The sequence below is a fragment of the Runella zeae DSM 19591 genome (assembly GCF_000423565.1).
Taxonomy (GTDB): domain Bacteria; phylum Bacteroidota; class Bacteroidia; order Cytophagales; family Spirosomataceae; genus Runella; species Runella zeae.
This window is the reverse complement of sequence record NZ_AUIF01000010.1, coordinates 28,977-43,771: the sequence shown is the minus strand read 5'-3', so window position 1 is coordinate 43,771 and position 14,795 is coordinate 28,977. Positions and strand designations below refer to the sequence as shown.

Sequence of the window (14,795 nt, the reverse complement as noted above, 5' to 3'; positions counted from 1 at the left end):
TGAGGCATTATTCTTTTTTATTATTACCAATTAGGATTTTCGCTCATAATCACCCAAATTTGCATAACAATACTAATTCAATAGAATATATTTATCTATAATCTATTTGCATAGAAGATAAATAGGATTGTATTGATAATCCCCCTAAGGCCTCAAAAGCCTTCTTACATTTGAATTAAAAAATATAAAATCGATAGAATATAAGGATATGTCAATTCCATTCTCACCTAATGTTAGTGAAGCCGCACGCCGAGATATACTTGAATTAGAAAGCAAAATCAGTGTATTTCGTAGCGGTGATGTACCCGAAGAGGCTTTCCGTAAGTTTCGTTTGGCCCGTGGAGTATATGGGCAACGCCAACCTGGCGTGCAGATGATTCGGATTAAATTGCCTTATGGACGAGTGACCGCCGACCAATTGGTAAGAATTGCTGATTGCTCAGACAAGTATGCTACTGGCAATCTCCATGCTACCACTCGACAAGATATTCAACTTCACTTTGTGAAATTGGCCGATTCGCCAGCGCTGTGGGCAGAGTTAGAAGATGCTCGTATCACCTTGCGCGAAGCTTGTGGCAATACCGTTAGAAACGTAACTGCTTCTGCTAAAGCAGGTATTGATCCTGATGAACCATTTGACGTAACCCCGATTACTCACGCTATTTTTGAATATTTCCTTCGCAACCCCATTTGTCAGGATATGGGGCGGAAATTCAAAATAGCTGTTTCTTCTTCAGAAAAAGACTCTGCTTATGCTTTTATGCATGATGTGGGATTGATTCCTCAGACTCGTATCAATGAAAACGGTGAGTCTATCAATGGCTTCAAAGTATTGATTGGAGGAGGCTTGGGTGCGCAGCCTTTATTGGCCAAGCAAGCCTACGAATTTTTGGAAGAAGAAGCCGTGATTCCTTTTATTGAAGCCGTTATCAGAGTATTTGACCGCTACGGAGAGCGCGTTCGTCGTCACAAAGCACGGATGAAATTCTTGTTGGCTGATATTGGTTTAGAAGAGTTTTTGAGAAGAGTTGAAGAGGAAAGAACCGCCGTTAAAAACAAGCAGTACAGTATTCCTACGCCTGCTTTTTTGGTCGATAATGCCCTCTATCAGAGTGAAAGAACGGATACAATCACTAAAGAAGAATTGATAGCCCAATCCTTGACTGAGGGAGATAACCAATATACAAATTGGCTGAGAACCAACGTATTTGAACAAAAGCAAAAAGGATGGTATGCTGTACAGCTTCGGGTATTATTAGGCGATTTTCATTCTTCTATAGCCCGCCAATTAGCTGACATTGTACGTCAGTACGCAGCAGATGATATCCGAGTTACGGTCAATCAAGGTTATTTATTGCGTTTTGTAAAAGCTGAAGATTTGGCCGCAGTTTACCAGAAATTGAATGAATTGGGCTTGGCCGAACCAGGGTTTGACACTACCGCCGACATCACTACTTGCCCCGGAACCGATACTTGCAACTTGGCGATTTCGAGCAGCTACGGAATCACCCGCGTCTTGGAAAGTATGATGAAAGAAGAATTTCCAGACCTTATCTACAACAATGACATCAAAATCAAAATCAGTGGCTGTATGAATGGCTGTGGGCAGCACAGTGCCGCTAACATTGGTTTTCATGGTAGCTCCCTCAAAAACGGTAAACTTGTTTTACCAGCTATTCAGGTATTGTTGGGTGGGGGATTCAATGGCGCAGGCGAAGGGATGATTGGGGATAAAGTCATCAAACTTCCCGCCAAACGTGGCCCTCAGGCATTGCGTGTGTTGTTGAATGACTATGAAAACAATGCCTATGAAGGTGAGTATTACAACGATTATTTCTTGCGTCAAGGAAACAAATATTTCTATGCGTTGCTCAAGCCTTTAGCCGATTTGACTTCTCTTGTAAGCAGCGATTATGTGGATTGGGATCATGATGAGCCTTATCAGACTGAAGTAGGGGTAGGAGAGTGTGCAAGTGTGTTGATTGACCTAGTAGCCACTACCATCATCGAAGCACAAGAAAAACTAACTTGGGCTTCCGAAACCCTCACCCAGGGAATTTGGGCCGATGCTATCTATCATGCTTACAACGTGTTTGTGACAGGTGCTAAAGCCCTATTGGTAAGCAAAGGAGTATCTACAAATACTCAATATGGTATTATCAAAGATTTTGAAGAAAATTTTGGAACTGACTTCAGTGAAGGAGAATCGTTCAAAGAATTGGTATTTAGTATCAACAAAAACGAGCCTACTGAAGCTTTCGCCCAAGATTTTGTGAGTAAAGCTACTGGGTTTTTGAAAAAAGTTAACGAAATTAGGAAAGCCCAATTGGCCGAAGACGACGAACCCGAACTGTCTTTGGTAGAATTTGGAAAAGATAGTTAATCCTATGACCAAAGTGACACTTATCGGGGCTGGCCCCGGCGATCCCGACCTCATTACGCTCAAAGGTCTAAAAGCTTTGCAAGCAGCCGATGTGGTATTGCACGATGCCTTAGCAAGTACTGAGCTGTTGGCACATTGCAAGCCCTCTTGTGTGATTGTGAATGTAGGGAAGCGTTTTGCCCAGCATAGCTGCAATCAAGATGTTATAAATCATCTCATTGTGGAATATGCCCAGCAATACGGCCACGTAGTGCGTCTGAAAGGTGGCGATCCTTTTATTTTTGGCCGAGGCTATGAGGAGCTAGAGTTTGTACAGCGTCACGGAATAGAAGTAGAGATTGTACCGGGTATTTCGAGTAGTTATGCCGTGCCCGCTTTGGCAGGAATTCCGCTTACTAATCGCGGTATGAGTGAAAGCTTTTGGGTCATTACAGGTACTACCAAAGACCACAAACTTTCGGCAGATTTACAACTTGCTGCTCAATCTACGGCCACTGTGGTGGTACTAATGGGAATGCACAAACTGGGCGAGATTGTAGAAATATACGCTCAGCTCGGAAAAATTGACTTACCGGCTGCCATTATCCAAAATGGAACACGAGCCGACGAGAAGATTGTGACGGGTAAAGTAGGAAATATATTACAATTGGCTCAAGCAGCGGGCCTTAGTTCTCCGGCGATTATTGTGCTAGGAAATGTAGCACAACTAGCCGATAAAGTTCATCAGATTTCTCAATTTGCGATTAATTAACCCACCCTTTAATTCGGTTTCCGTTGTCAGAGAGGCTTTTTGAGTAACCCTCAAAAGCCTCTTTTTGTTTTTATAGAAAAAAACATGAGTCATCCCAAATGTAGAGATGACCCACGTATCAAGGAGGGAGGATATTTAAAGAGGCTTGGCTTGAAAAACTTTAATAACACCGTCGTTTTCACTACTTACTACTATCAAACTTTGCTTTGTAGGGCTATAAGTGGCTGAAACAAAGAGTACTCCTTCTGGCGCATCACCAGATTTAAGAAGTTGCAAAAATACAGGGACTTGTGGATTGCTGACATCATAAATAGCGACGGCATCCGAACGCTCAAGGCCCACAAAGATTACTTTTTTAGCGCCTACTTGCCCAATGGCAATGCCTTCTGGTTCTACGCCTTTGTCGTCGCTGCGCCCGTCATCATACAATCCAGCGGCGATGTTGCGGACTTCAAGGTCATTTTGACTATCGAATACCAAAGCGCCACTATTGCCATTCCACACACTAAAAGAACGAGCACCAAAAGAGTACAGCGCGTCATAATCTTTATCGCCATCAGTGTCACCGAGGGTAGTGGTGATATTAAGACGGCCTAGTTGTGCCTCTTGTTTGAGCGTACTAGCGTTGGGAAAAATAGTAGGGTCTAACGTCACAGCATTGGCTCCGATGCGGCGATTTTCGGCAAAACCAGTATATTCACGTACATCACCTTCATTGGCAGTAAATAGGTAAGGCACACCATTGTGCGTATAAGTGGCGATGGCATCGGGCTGATAAATACCATATACAGGCCATGCATTAAGCGAAATCGCATTGTCGCGGTCACTCGGGTCTATCCCTGTAGGCGATGTATTATAATTTTTGAAACCTAGCGGAAAAATCCCAGTAATGGTTTTGCTGACAAGGTCAATTTTGGCAATAGCATTGTTTTCTTGGAGTGTCACCCATGCTGTTTTTGAGTCTTCAGATACCGTGATATATTCGGGCTCGATGTCTTGAGCAAAGCTAGCATTAGGACCAAAAATTCTCAAACCTTTTGCCATCAATGCGGCTTGTTGGCTGGCAAATGGACTAAAATCTAAGTTGACTACGTTATAATTGTCCTTGACAGAGATAATAGACACACTGCCCACAGGGTCTACTGAATAGGCATCGTTGGGCTCTCCTTCGTTGGCAGTAAGGATAAAATTACCGTCTTTTGAATAAGTAACCATATCGGGCAAAGCACCCACTTCTACCACTTTGATTTCGGCATAGGTGGTAGTATTGAACACTACTACTTTTCCGGGGTTTTGTTTATTCAGAGATTCAATAGCGGCGGCCAAATGCCCATTAAAAGTACTGAGGCTATTGACTGCTCCTCCGTAAGGCGCCATACTGATACTCCCGATGACCTTCATCGCCGAAGGATTGCTAAAATCCACTATATCAATTTTGTTTACCGTACCATTGTTTACCACAAAAAGTCTCTTTGTGATGGGGTCATAGGCGGTGATTTCGGCGGCACCTACGTCGCCTACGTCAATCATGCCTATTTCACTGAATGCCGATGCATCTTCGTTGACAAAATCGAGGTTGTGGTCAGCACAACTAAAAAATAAGGTAATGAATACAAGAGGTAGTAATTTTTTCATAAAGTTTTTTTAAACAAATGTAGATATGGTGTGTGATGCAGATATGACCCAAAAGTTAAGCAGAAGTTAAATGTTGCGTATTTTTGGAACTTTTAGATAGGCCATATTTTTATATTATTTTACTCCTAAATTGGGTTTATAAATGCTATCTGCTGAAGAACTTCGCCGCTATAGTCGTCATTTGCTGATTCCCGAATTTGGAATAGAGGGGCAGCGGCGTCTCAAAACCGCCAAAGTGCTCGTAATAGGGTGTGGGGGCTTAGGAAGTCCTATTTTATTGTATTTGGCGGCGGCAGGAGTAGGTACTTTAGGTATCGTGGATGGTGATAGGGTAGATGAAAGCAATCTACAACGACAAATATTGTACGGCACTGAGTCGGTAGGGAAGCCCAAAGTGGAAGAAACGGCCCGCCGTTTACATTCATTGAATCCGTCGATACAGATAGAGCCTTATTTTGAACAACTTAACTCCCAAAATGCTCTTACTATATTAACACCATACGATGTAGTGATAGATGGTTCTGACAATTTTCCAACGCGATATTTGGTCAATGATGCTTGTGTCTTACTCAACAAGCCACTGGTGTATGGTGCTATCTATCGATTTGAAGGACAAGTGGCTATTTTTAATTACCAAAATGGCCCCAATTATCGCGACTTATTTCCTGTGCCTCCTCTTCCAGAACTTGCCCCTAACTGCGCCGAAGCGGGAGTGTTGGGGGTTTTGCCCGGAATTATAGGATGTTTGCAAGCCAACGAAACCATTAAACTCTTGACGGGTATCGGAGAACCTCTTACGGGAAAGCTCTACGTGATGGACGCGCTTACGCTTCTGTCTCGTACTGTCAAAATTCCTCGTTTGCCCGAACGCCCCGTGATTGATCAACTTATTGATTACGACGAATTTTGTGGCATCAAAAAAGAAACCCCTGATGATGAAAATATAAGCCCGAACAAGCTAAAACTGTTGTTGGAAGAAAAAGCAGATTTTCAGCTGATCGATGTAAGAGAACCTCACGAATACGCTATTGATAACTTAGGGGCTACGCTCATGCCATTGTCTCAATTGGAGCAATGGGTAACGCAAATTGAGCGAGACAAATGGGTAATTGTTCATTGTCAGAGTGGTATGAGAAGCCAAAAAGCGATCCAACTCTTACGGGAAAAATATGGTTTCACAAACCTAAAAAATTTGGAAGGCGGAATCGTCGCTTATCGAAAACTGGGGTAATTTTGAATGCTAAATCTAGCAGTTTGCTATAAATACTTTTTGTAATGACTACTCAACTCGTTGTTACGGCTGATGGTTCGCATACCTTATTAAACGAAGCGCTCAATGTTCATTACCATTCGATTCATGGGGCTTTACAAGAGTCGCTGCATATTTTTATAGATTTAGGCCTCAAAGAAGCCTTCAAACAATACACACCCCAAAACGGCCCTATTCTGGTCTTTGAAATGGGGTTTGGTACGGGACTCAACGCATTTCTTACTTGGTTAGAAGCCGAAAAATCTCATATTCCAGTTCATTATGTAGCTGTTGAGGCTTTTCCAGTGGCTATTCAGCAGCAGCAGTTGCTCAATTATGAAGGAGTGCTAAATGCCGCCCATTTCTCCCAACTTTTTGAAGCACCTTGGGGAGAAGCAGTCCAAATTTCTCCTTTTTTCTCTTTGGAAAAGCATCACACTACTTTACAAGCGTTTCAGACTACATGGAGGTTTGATGCAGTTTACTATGATGCCTTTGCCCCGTCGGCGCAGCCTGAACTTTGGACGCAAGATATATTTGAAAAACTAGTTCAATGGCTTAAACAAGGCAGCAACCTAACGACTTATTGTTCAAAAGGCTATGTGCAACGTAACCTGAAAGCGGCTGGTTTTGAAATACAGAAACACCCCGGCCCTGGACGCAAGCGTGAGGTACTGAGAGCTATCTTTTCTGATTTTCAAGTATAAACACTAAGGTAGCTTTGAAGCGTGGCAAAATACCTTTTAGGTAAAGAAATCGTAATACCATCAACAGTACATTTTAGTGAGCGACTCATCAAAAAATGAGTTTCATGGAGGTTTTTTAACACACTCCATGGAAACAACAAAGGAGGATGCCCGATACCAAAAAGAGACATGACATGTAGGTATAGGCCATTTTCGTTAAACCCTAAACGTAAGATACCGTTGTAACTTACAGAGCCGATGCGCCCTGAGATACCAGTATAAAGGCTCTTGCTTTGGAGAGGAGTTTTGTATTTGAGGGCTAAGCGCTGCCATCCACTTAGGTAAGACATCAAAAAAACAATCCCTGACCATAAAGCTGAAACTAGCACAATACCCCCAGTACTGAGACCCACTATCATCAAAAACTCTTTCATCGGATGTGGAAAGGCTTAGGGTTAGATAATCGTAAAATAGAATATTCAACTTGCTAAACGAGGAAGGAGAGCAACTGCCTGAGCGTATTGTTGAAAAAAGCCCTTGCGTTTGCGGCGAGCTATAGGTAAGCAAATCCCGTTGTGAAGACGTATTTCATGGCCTGTATAGTTGCAGCTTTCAATCGCGCTTAGGTTTACTAGATATGATTTGTGGATACGGCCAAAGAGAAGAGGGTCTAATTGGTCATTGTATTCCTTAAGAGTTTTAGCAATCAAAAACTTACGGCCATCTCGCAGATGGACATAACAATAATTGACGTCGCTTCTGATGTACAAAATCTCAGTAACAAACACCGATATAAAGCGATTCATGAAAGGTAAAATGATTTTTTGATTTGAAAATCTACTACGATGAATTTGTAAAAAATGCGTTGAGTTAGAAATTGAATTCATGAGACTGGGCTATGGTTTAATTAGAAGGATTAGTCAAAACTAAGACTTAATATTTTTTCCAAAAACAACCGATGAATAACTGGCAGCTTCAATAAAAAGCTGGCAGGCTTTGATGTATTTTTGGTAATTACGTACTTTGACTTACACTCCTAAAGCCCCTTTTAAATGCGCTATTGGTCACGGATTTTTGTAGGCTACTTTTTAATAATGATCCCTTGGGTGGCGTGGGGGCAAGTATTTCAAAATGTATGGGTCGAGAATTTTGATAACCGAAACGGACTTACCCAAAATACCGTTTGGGATATTCTTCAAGACCACTCGGGTTTTTTATGGCTCGGTACGGATGATGGCTTGCTGCGCTATGACGGCTATCAGTTTAAGGTATATAGGTCGGTAATTGGGAAAATTCAAAACGGCTTGGCGAGTAATAGTGTTAGGTATTTGTACCAAAATCAGGCAGATGTTTTGTGGATTGGCACTCCCAATGGGCTTTCCCGTTTGCATCTACCCACCGACTCGCTCAGGAGTTTTTTGCGCAATGTCCGGGTGAGGCGTATTGCTTACAGAGATAGCTCTAGCTTGTGGCTTGCAACAAACAAAGGTCTTTACTATTTCAATACTACCAACAGTACTTTTTTTTGTAAAGCTCCTAATCTCAACGTGCTCAATGTCATATACTTAAATCCCAAAAGATTGCTTTTTACTACTGCCGAAAAAACGTGGGTGTTGGATTTGACTCAAAATCGATATTATCCAATTTTGAAGGAGCTTCCCGAAGATCCCAATATCAGACCTATTATTTTAGAGAACAATGTTGTTTGGATAGGTGTCGAAGATTTTGGACTATGGAAAGTAGATGCCCATACTCTTAAAATAGTCAAAAAATATGATTTGCGGGAGTTGTTTCCTAAACTCACTCGCTTTCCCGTAAGAGAGGTTTTTAAAGATCGTGCTGGAAAGATATGGGTGAGTATTCATGAAGGAATTTTTTGTTTTAATCCCACTAGTGAAAAACTAGAGTTCTTGGCTTCAGATTTGGATTATCGGCGTCTCAATAGCCTCAAAGGAGCACCTCTCAATAGTATTTATGAAGATAAGACGGGGTTGTTTTGGGTAGGAAGCAACAACAGCGGTCTCAATAAAATCAATTTGCGACTAGGAAAATTTAGGACAATCAACCAAGACCAAGGGCTAAACTACAATTTTGTCCTGTCTTTTGGAGAGTTTGGCAATCAGCTTCTGATAGGAACAGATGGAAAAGGAATCAATTTATGGAATCGCAATACCAATCAATTTGAAGTAATACAAACCTCCGAACAGCAGCAAAATCGGGTGTTTTCGATGGTAGAAGGAAGTCATGGTGTATTTTGGTGCGCTACGGCTAGAGGTTTGATAAAAGTGGATGTTTTACAAAAAAAAATCCTTTCGCCTCTTCCACATGAGAGGGAATTGTTTGAGTATTTATCCCAATCTCATCTAAGAACCCTATACAAAGATAGCCGTCAACGACTGTGGGTTGGCTCGGTCAAAGGGCTTGTTAGCTACGATTTTAATACGCATCGGCTGCAATTATGGCCCCATGCTAATCAAGCGGGAGATATAGTCACTTCTTTTAAAGAAGACAAAGAAGGAAATATGAAGACAAAGAAGGAAATATATGGATAGGAAGAGGAATAGGATTGCAGAAGTATGTGGCTAAGTCGGGACTGATAGAGTCAGTTCCGCTGATGCTGCCCAAAACTCAAAGTAAATTTGAAGACCTAAGTGATGTAAACATTCAAGGCGACTCAATACTCTGGCTGAGTAGTTATCGAGTAGGGTTTGGCAAATACAATCTACACACCAAACATCTCAAGCTTTATACGCCCGCCGAAGGTTTGGCCAATAGCATTGTTTATGGCTCATTGATGGATTCCCAAGGCTATGCATGGATCAGTACCAATACGGGGCTTTCGCGCTTTGACCCTGTCCGTGAGACTTTTACTAATTTTGATGTATACGATGGCCTTCAAAACAACGAATTTATTGGAGGTTCGTTTTTGCTCTTAAAAAATGGTGAAATGGTGTTTGGGGGAGTCAATGGCTTCAATATCTTTCGTCCACAAGGTTTGCAGCGTAATAGTAATCAGTCGCCGGTAGCAATTACGGATGTGAAAGTCATGAACGAGTCGGTAGGGTTTGAGAGGGACTTGCCTTTGATTATTGATTATAAAAACAACTTTGTTTCTTTTGAATTTGCGGCCCTTGATTTTGCCGCACCTCAAAAAAACCAATATGCTTATCAATTAGAAGGTATCGATAAAAAGTGGATTTATAGCGGCAATCGTCACTTTGTGAGTTATTCACAATTGCCTGCGGGCAACTATATTTTTAAAGTAAAAGCAAGTAATTCGGCAGGTGAATGGAACGAAACCCCCACTACTTTACGATTGAGAGTAGTCTCTCCTTTTTGGGTAAAAGATTGGTTTAAAACCTTAATGATTGTTTTGGGTGTGATCGGCATTGTATTTTTCTTTACCAATCGCATCAGATTTATTAAAGAGCGTGAAAAAGAAAAAATTAACCTCAATCGACAAATTGCCGAACTAGAAATGAAAGCACTACGGGCGCAAATGAACCCCCACTTCATTTTTAATTGCCTCAATTCTATCAACAATTTCATTTTACATGACCAAAATCGGCAGGCTTCCAAATACCTCACCAAGTTTGCAAAATTGATTCGTCAGATATTAGACAATACCGATACGCCTTTGGCTTCAGTGGAGCGTATCGTCAATTTTATGAATCTCTACATCGAACTGGAGCAAATGCGATTTGTGAACAATCGCTTTGATTTTGAGATAGAAATCGACCCCTTAATCAATGCGCACGAAACGGTTTTTCCGACGATGATGATTCAGCCGCACGTCGAAAATGCGATTTGGCATGGATTGATGCACAAAGCTGAACGAGGGAAAATTTCGCTCAAATTTTGCCGGGAAAACAAAGAATACGTGTCGTGTATCATCGAAGACAACGGAATAGGCAGAATCAAAGCACGTGAAATAGCGCAGGATCTTTCGCCTAGTCGTAAATCGAAAGGAACTCAGAATGTATTGGATAGTATTGAAACTTTCAATCGGCAACACAATACAGAGGGTGCAAAAATTATCATTGATGATTTGTATGATACGCAACAGCAACCCACAGGCACGCGCGTGAAAATAATCTTGCCTGACTTGGCACAGCAAGGTTTGAAATTGGTAGATAATGGATTTTAGGACAGATACTTTAGATACTCAACGTTATGTTAAAAGCACTCATTATTGATGACGAACTGATGGGCTGCCAAGCCTTAAAAAAAATGCTAGAGCCTTTTAGTTCTCAGATTTTTGTGGCGCAGTTTTGTCATTCGGCCGATGAAGGGATTCGGGCTATTCGGGCACTTACGCCCGACTTGGTGTTTTTGGATATTCAAATGCCGGGTAAAAGTGGCCTTGATATGCTCAACAGCTTGGGGTCTATTCCTTTTGAGGTCATTTTTACGACGGGTTTTGACCATTATGCCATCAAAGCTTTTAAGATTGGAGCCGTCGATTATTTATTAAAACCTATTGATATAGATGAACTTGAAACGGCGGTAGAAAGGGCAATTGCCCGTATCAAGGGCAAAACCAGTGCTGTTCCTAACCTAGAAGTTTTTTTACAGAATTTGAGAGGGGGGCAAGCCGAAACGATGCAGATTGCGCTACCCACGCAGGAGGGTATTTTTTATGTGCCTATCAGAGAGATACTTAGATGTGAGTCGGATGCCAATTATACCGTTTTTTATATGGTAGGGCGCAAAAAAATCATGGTTTCTCGCAATCTCAAAGAGTATGAAGAATTGCTATCTCCTTATCATTTTGTGAGGGTTCACAACCAATATTTAGTCAATCTGAAGCACGTAAAAAAATACATCAAAGGAGAAGGGGGCATCATCGTGATGAACGATGACACCCAAATCGAAGTAGCTCGTCGGCGAAAAGAGGATTTTTTGAACGAACTTGCTAAATTAATTATCAAATAATTTCCTAACTGATTCGGCTCCAGTTGGTTTCTTCTTTGCGAAGAGAATCAATATGAGTTCTGATAGGTTCGTTTTTGGGTAAAATCAAATCAGAATCTTCTTGCAAAATCGCTTCGGCAGCGGCGCGGGCGGCTTTCAAGATTTCGCCATCTTTGGCCAAATCCGCAATCAGCAAATCGAGCAAACCACTTTGCTGCGTACCCGACAAATCCCCCGGCCCGCGTAGTTTGAGGTCTACATCCGCAATCTCAAATCCGTTGTTGGTCTGGCAGAGGGTATCAATTCGGAGCCTCGTATCCTTGCTTAGTTTGACACCTGTCATCAAGATACAATAGCTCTGCTCGGCGCCCCGGCCAACACGCCCTCTGAGCTGATGGAGCTGAGAAAGCCCAAAACGCTCGGCACTTTCAATGACCATCACGCTGGCATTGGGTACGTTGACCCCTACCTCTATCACCGTAGTAGCTACCATGATATGGGTTTCGCCCCTTACAAACCGCTGCATTTCGTCGTCTTTTTCGTAAGCCAGCATTTTGCCGTGTACAATACTTACGTGGTATTCGGGAAAGGCGCGCGTCACGCTTTCGTAGCCATCCATGAGGTCTTTATAATCTAGTTTTTCTGACTCTTCGATGAGGGGATAAACAATGTAGATTTGACGCCCTTTTTTGATTTCTTCCTTCAAAAACCCAAATACCGTAATGCGGTGCTGGTCGTAGCGGTGTACTGTTTTGATAGGTTTGCGCCCTGCCGGAAGCTCATCAATGATACTTAAATCTAAATCCCCATAGAGAGTCATGGCCAAAGTGCGCGGAATCGGGGTCGCTGTCATGACCAAAACGTGAGGCGGAATCGTAGGGTTTTTAGCCCAAAGTTTGGCACGTTGGGCCACGCCAAAGCGGTGCTGCTCATCGATGATACACAGCCCCAGATTTTTGAATTGGACGGAATCCTCAAGCAGTGCATGGGTTCCGACGATGATATGAATGTTTCCTTCGGCCAAATCTGGCAAAATCAACTTTCTGCCTTTTTTTGTCGTAGAGCCTGTCAGCAGGGCGATGTTGAGTCCAAGGGCATCGGCAAATCCTTTCAAACCGCGATAGTGCTGGTCGGCCAAGATTTCGGTAGGAGCCATGATACAGGTTTGGGCACCATTGTCGATAGCCATGAGCATCGCTACAAAAGCCACAATCGTTTTTCCACTTCCTACGTCGCCTTGCAGCAAGCGATTCATTTGTTTACCTGTTTTAAAATCTTCATGGATTTCGCGCAAGACTCGTTTTTGGGCGTTGGTAAGCTCAAAAGGCAACAGGCCACCTTGATAAAATTGTTTGACCAAATCTAACTTCTGGAAGATTTGACCCGGATATTCGATTTTGTGAAGAATTTTGTTTTTCAACAATCGCAGTTGATTGTAAAACAACTCTTCAAACTTGAGTCTTCTTAGGGCTTGATTGAGCGCTGCGTCGCTATCAGGCAAGTGGATATTCCACATCGCATCGGTTTTAGAGAGCAGGCGAAACTTCCGAACAAGTTCTTCGGGGAGGGTTTCTCTAAAATGTGGAGTAGCGAGTTCGAGCAAATTACGCATGATTTTGCTCAAAAAACGACTATCTAAATGCTTCTTGCGGAGAGTTTCTGTAAGGTTGTAGATAGGCTGAAAGTATCCGCCATTTTCGTTTTCAGGATTGAGGGTTTCGATTTCGGGGTGGCTAAAATTGATGCGTTGCCCGTAGCGTTGGGGTTTTCCGTAGGCAATGTATTCTCCCCCTTCTTTGAGGTGCTTTAAGTGCCAATCAATACTCTGAAAATACACAAACTCTACCACGCCCGTACCGTCCGTAAATTCTACCGTAAGGCGGCGTTTGTGGCCTTCACCTACCACCACCATTCCTCGGATACGACCCTTGAGTTGAGCCGCGGGCATGTCTTCGGTGAGTTCGTTGATACGGTGAAAGCGACTACGGTCTTCGTAGCGAAAAGGATAATACTGAATAAGTTCTCCGAAAGTAAAGATATTAAGTTGTTTGTTGAGGGTTTCGGCGCGTTGGGGGCCTACCCCTTTCAAAAATTCAATTTTAGTTTCGAAGAAATTGGTGGTAGTTCTTGTTTGACTCATGGATGTTTATCTCGCTTATCTGGCATTGTAAGCCTTTCCCTAGGCGGGAGCTTCAAAGCCGATAAAAAACTCAGAAGATAGATTTTTTAGTAAAAATAACCCATTAAGAGTATTTTTCCAATAAAGTTACGTTTTATCAAAAACTAGATTTTTATTCCAAAAATGAAACGCCGAGAAGCTCTTGTTCACTTGCCTGTGGTTGCGGCCTCTTTGTTAGGTGGTACCACTTTGTGGGGACAACCCACCAAAAAAAAGTATCATTTAGGAGCATGTGACTGGTCGCTGCATCGAGCCTGTAATCCAGAAGTATTTGCTTTTGCCAAGCAAATGGGTCTTGAGGGAGTACAGTTGAGTTATAATTCGCGCAAAGACGAAACCTACCTTCTACGGCCCGACAGCCAAGAAGCAATGCGCGCGGCTTCTGTGCAAACGGGAGTGAAAATCGCCAGTTTGGCCATCGGCGAATTGAATCGAGTTCCGCTTAAATCAGAAGCGCGTACCGTAGATTGGGTGAGCGGAAGTATCGATGCCGCTCATGCCTTGGGAGTACAGGTAGTGTTGTTGGCTTTTTTTTCGCAAGGTGATTTGCGCAAAGACGACGAAGGCAAAAAAGTAGTGATAGAACGGCTGCGGCAAGTAGCTCCAAAGGCCGAAAAACAAGGCGTAATATTGGCGATAGAATCTTACTTGAGTGCCAAAGAACACTTAGAAATCATAGAAGCAGTAGGCTCGCCCAATGTGCGTGTTTACTACGACCCTCGCAATGCTGCCGATGCAGGCCACGACCCTTATGCGGAGATTTTGATGCTCGGAAAACGCAAGCTCATCAGCGAAATACATCTGAAAGAAAATGAATTTTTGCTAGGACAAGGCTCTATTGATTGGAAGCACGTAAAAGTGCTTTTGGACGAGATTGAATATAAAGGCTGGGCTCAAATCGAAGGGGCTGTGCCCAAAGGAAAAACCGTGGAAGAGGCTTATCCCCAAAATGTGAAGTTTGTACGTGAAATATTTGGCTAGGGGTAGCTTCTGTAACT

At 42.6% G+C, this 14,795-nt stretch carries 12 protein-coding genes; 8 read left to right on the top strand and 4 right to left on the bottom strand.

Going from position 1 to position 14,795, the window contains the following annotated elements; translation table 11 throughout:
* The first annotated feature begins 208 nt into the window (after positions 1–208).
* Positions 209–2,383, top strand: coding sequence for a ferredoxin-like domain-containing protein (locus G563_RS0102240; RefSeq protein ID WP_028663866.1), 2,175 nt, complete (start codon positions 209–211; stop codon positions 2,381–2,383).
* A gap of 4 nt (positions 2,384–2,387) precedes the next feature.
* Positions 2,388–3,134 carry a uroporphyrinogen-III C-methyltransferase gene (cobA, locus tag G563_RS0102235; protein WP_028663865.1) on the top strand — a complete coding sequence of 249 codons (747 nt, stop codon included), beginning with the start codon at positions 2,388–2,390 and terminating at the stop codon, positions 3,132–3,134.
* A gap of 135 nt (positions 3,135–3,269) precedes the next feature.
* On the opposite strand, the gene G563_RS0102230 is transcribed toward cobA, so the two are convergent.
* Positions 3,270–4,769 (bottom strand): choice-of-anchor I family protein, encoded by a 1,500-nt coding sequence (locus G563_RS0102230; RefSeq protein WP_028663864.1) that lies wholly within the window; start codon positions 4,767–4,769, stop codon positions 3,270–3,272.
* 142 nt (positions 4,770–4,911) lie between these two features.
* Here G563_RS0102230 and moeB point away from each other — a divergent pair, with 142 nt between their 5' ends.
* On the top strand, positions 4,912–6,000 hold the full coding sequence (gene moeB / locus G563_RS0102225; RefSeq protein WP_028663863.1) for a molybdopterin-synthase adenylyltransferase MoeB: 1,089 nt from the start codon (positions 4,912–4,914) through the stop codon (positions 5,998–6,000).
* A 44-nt stretch (positions 6,001–6,044) separates the two neighbouring features.
* Positions 6,045–6,725 (top strand): tRNA (5-methylaminomethyl-2-thiouridine)(34)-methyltransferase MnmC2, encoded by a 681-nt coding sequence (gene mnmC2, locus G563_RS0102220; RefSeq protein ID WP_028663862.1) that lies wholly within the window; start codon positions 6,045–6,047, stop codon positions 6,723–6,725.
* On the opposite strand, the gene G563_RS0102215 is transcribed toward mnmC2, so the two are convergent.
* Positions 6,716–7,138, bottom strand: a complete 423-nt coding sequence (locus G563_RS0102215; protein WP_028663861.1) for a hypothetical protein — start codon at positions 7,136–7,138, stop codon at positions 6,716–6,718. The two genes, mnmC2 and G563_RS0102215, sit on opposite strands and share 10 nt — an antisense overlap.
* A gap of 45 nt (positions 7,139–7,183) precedes the next feature.
* The gene (locus G563_RS33525) at positions 7,184–7,510 is read right to left on the bottom strand and encodes a LytR/AlgR family response regulator transcription factor (protein ID WP_169579708.1); all 327 of its coding nucleotides are present in this window, start codon (positions 7,508–7,510) and stop codon (positions 7,184–7,186) included.
* Positions 7,511–7,756: 246 nt separating this feature from the next.
* On the opposite strand from G563_RS33525, the gene G563_RS0102205 reads away from it, so the two are divergent.
* From G563_RS0102205 to G563_RS0102195, 3 genes are read left to right on the top strand one after another with little or no spacing between them, the layout of a single operon-like run.
* Complete coding sequence (locus G563_RS0102205; protein ID WP_028663860.1) at positions 7,757–9,256, top strand: ligand-binding sensor domain-containing protein; 1,500 nt, start codon at positions 7,757–7,759, stop codon at positions 9,254–9,256.
* A 14-nt stretch (positions 9,257–9,270) separates the two neighbouring features.
* Positions 9,271–10,851, top strand: coding sequence for a sensor histidine kinase (locus G563_RS0102200; protein WP_157585020.1), 1,581 nt, complete (start codon positions 9,271–9,273; stop codon positions 10,849–10,851).
* A 26-nt stretch (positions 10,852–10,877) separates the two neighbouring features.
* Entirely contained in the window at positions 10,878–11,639 is a 762-nt protein-coding gene (locus tag G563_RS0102195) for a LytR/AlgR family response regulator transcription factor (RefSeq protein ID WP_028663858.1), read from the top strand.
* Positions 11,640–11,643: 4 nt separating this feature from the next.
* Here the strand turns inward: G563_RS0102195 and recG are convergent, their stop codons facing one another.
* Positions 11,644–13,758 (bottom strand): ATP-dependent DNA helicase RecG, encoded by a 2,115-nt coding sequence (gene recG, locus G563_RS0102190; protein WP_028663857.1) that lies wholly within the window; start codon positions 13,756–13,758, stop codon positions 11,644–11,646.
* A 162-nt stretch (positions 13,759–13,920) separates the two neighbouring features.
* On the opposite strand from recG, the gene G563_RS0102185 reads away from it, so the two are divergent.
* Positions 13,921–14,778: a sugar phosphate isomerase/epimerase family protein gene (locus tag G563_RS0102185; protein ID WP_028663856.1), complete on the top strand. Its 858-nt coding sequence runs from the start codon at positions 13,921–13,923 to the stop codon at positions 14,776–14,778.
* Positions 14,779–14,795: the final 17 nt, after the last annotated feature.

Excerpts from the sequence above, each read along its gene's own strand:
- G563_RS0102205 (WP_028663860.1), top strand. The coding sequence starts at position 7,757 with ATGCGCTATTGGTCACGGATTTTTGTAGGCTACTTTTTAATAATGATC.
- recG (WP_028663857.1), bottom strand. The coding sequence starts at position 13,758 with ATGAGTCAAACAAGAACTACCACCAATTTCTTCGAAACTAAAATTGAA.
- G563_RS0102230 (WP_028663864.1), bottom strand. The coding sequence starts at position 4,769 with ATGAAAAAATTACTACCTCTTGTATTCATTACCTTATTTTTTAGTTGT.
- G563_RS0102240 (WP_028663866.1), top strand. The coding sequence starts at position 209 with ATGTCAATTCCATTCTCACCTAATGTTAGTGAAGCCGCACGCCGAGAT.
- G563_RS33525 (WP_169579708.1), bottom strand. The coding sequence starts at position 7,510 with ATGAATCGCTTTATATCGGTGTTTGTTACTGAGATTTTGTACATCAGA.
- G563_RS0102185 (WP_028663856.1), top strand. The coding sequence starts at position 13,921 with ATGAAACGCCGAGAAGCTCTTGTTCACTTGCCTGTGGTTGCGGCCTCT.
- moeB (WP_028663863.1), top strand. The coding sequence starts at position 4,912 with ATGCTATCTGCTGAAGAACTTCGCCGCTATAGTCGTCATTTGCTGATT.
- G563_RS0102195 (WP_028663858.1), top strand. The coding sequence starts at position 10,878 with ATGTTAAAAGCACTCATTATTGATGACGAACTGATGGGCTGCCAAGCC.
- cobA (WP_028663865.1), top strand. The coding sequence starts at position 2,388 with ATGACCAAAGTGACACTTATCGGGGCTGGCCCCGGCGATCCCGACCTC.
- G563_RS0102215 (WP_028663861.1), bottom strand. The coding sequence starts at position 7,138 with ATGAAAGAGTTTTTGATGATAGTGGGTCTCAGTACTGGGGGTATTGTG.
- mnmC2 (WP_028663862.1), top strand. The coding sequence starts at position 6,045 with ATGACTACTCAACTCGTTGTTACGGCTGATGGTTCGCATACCTTATTA.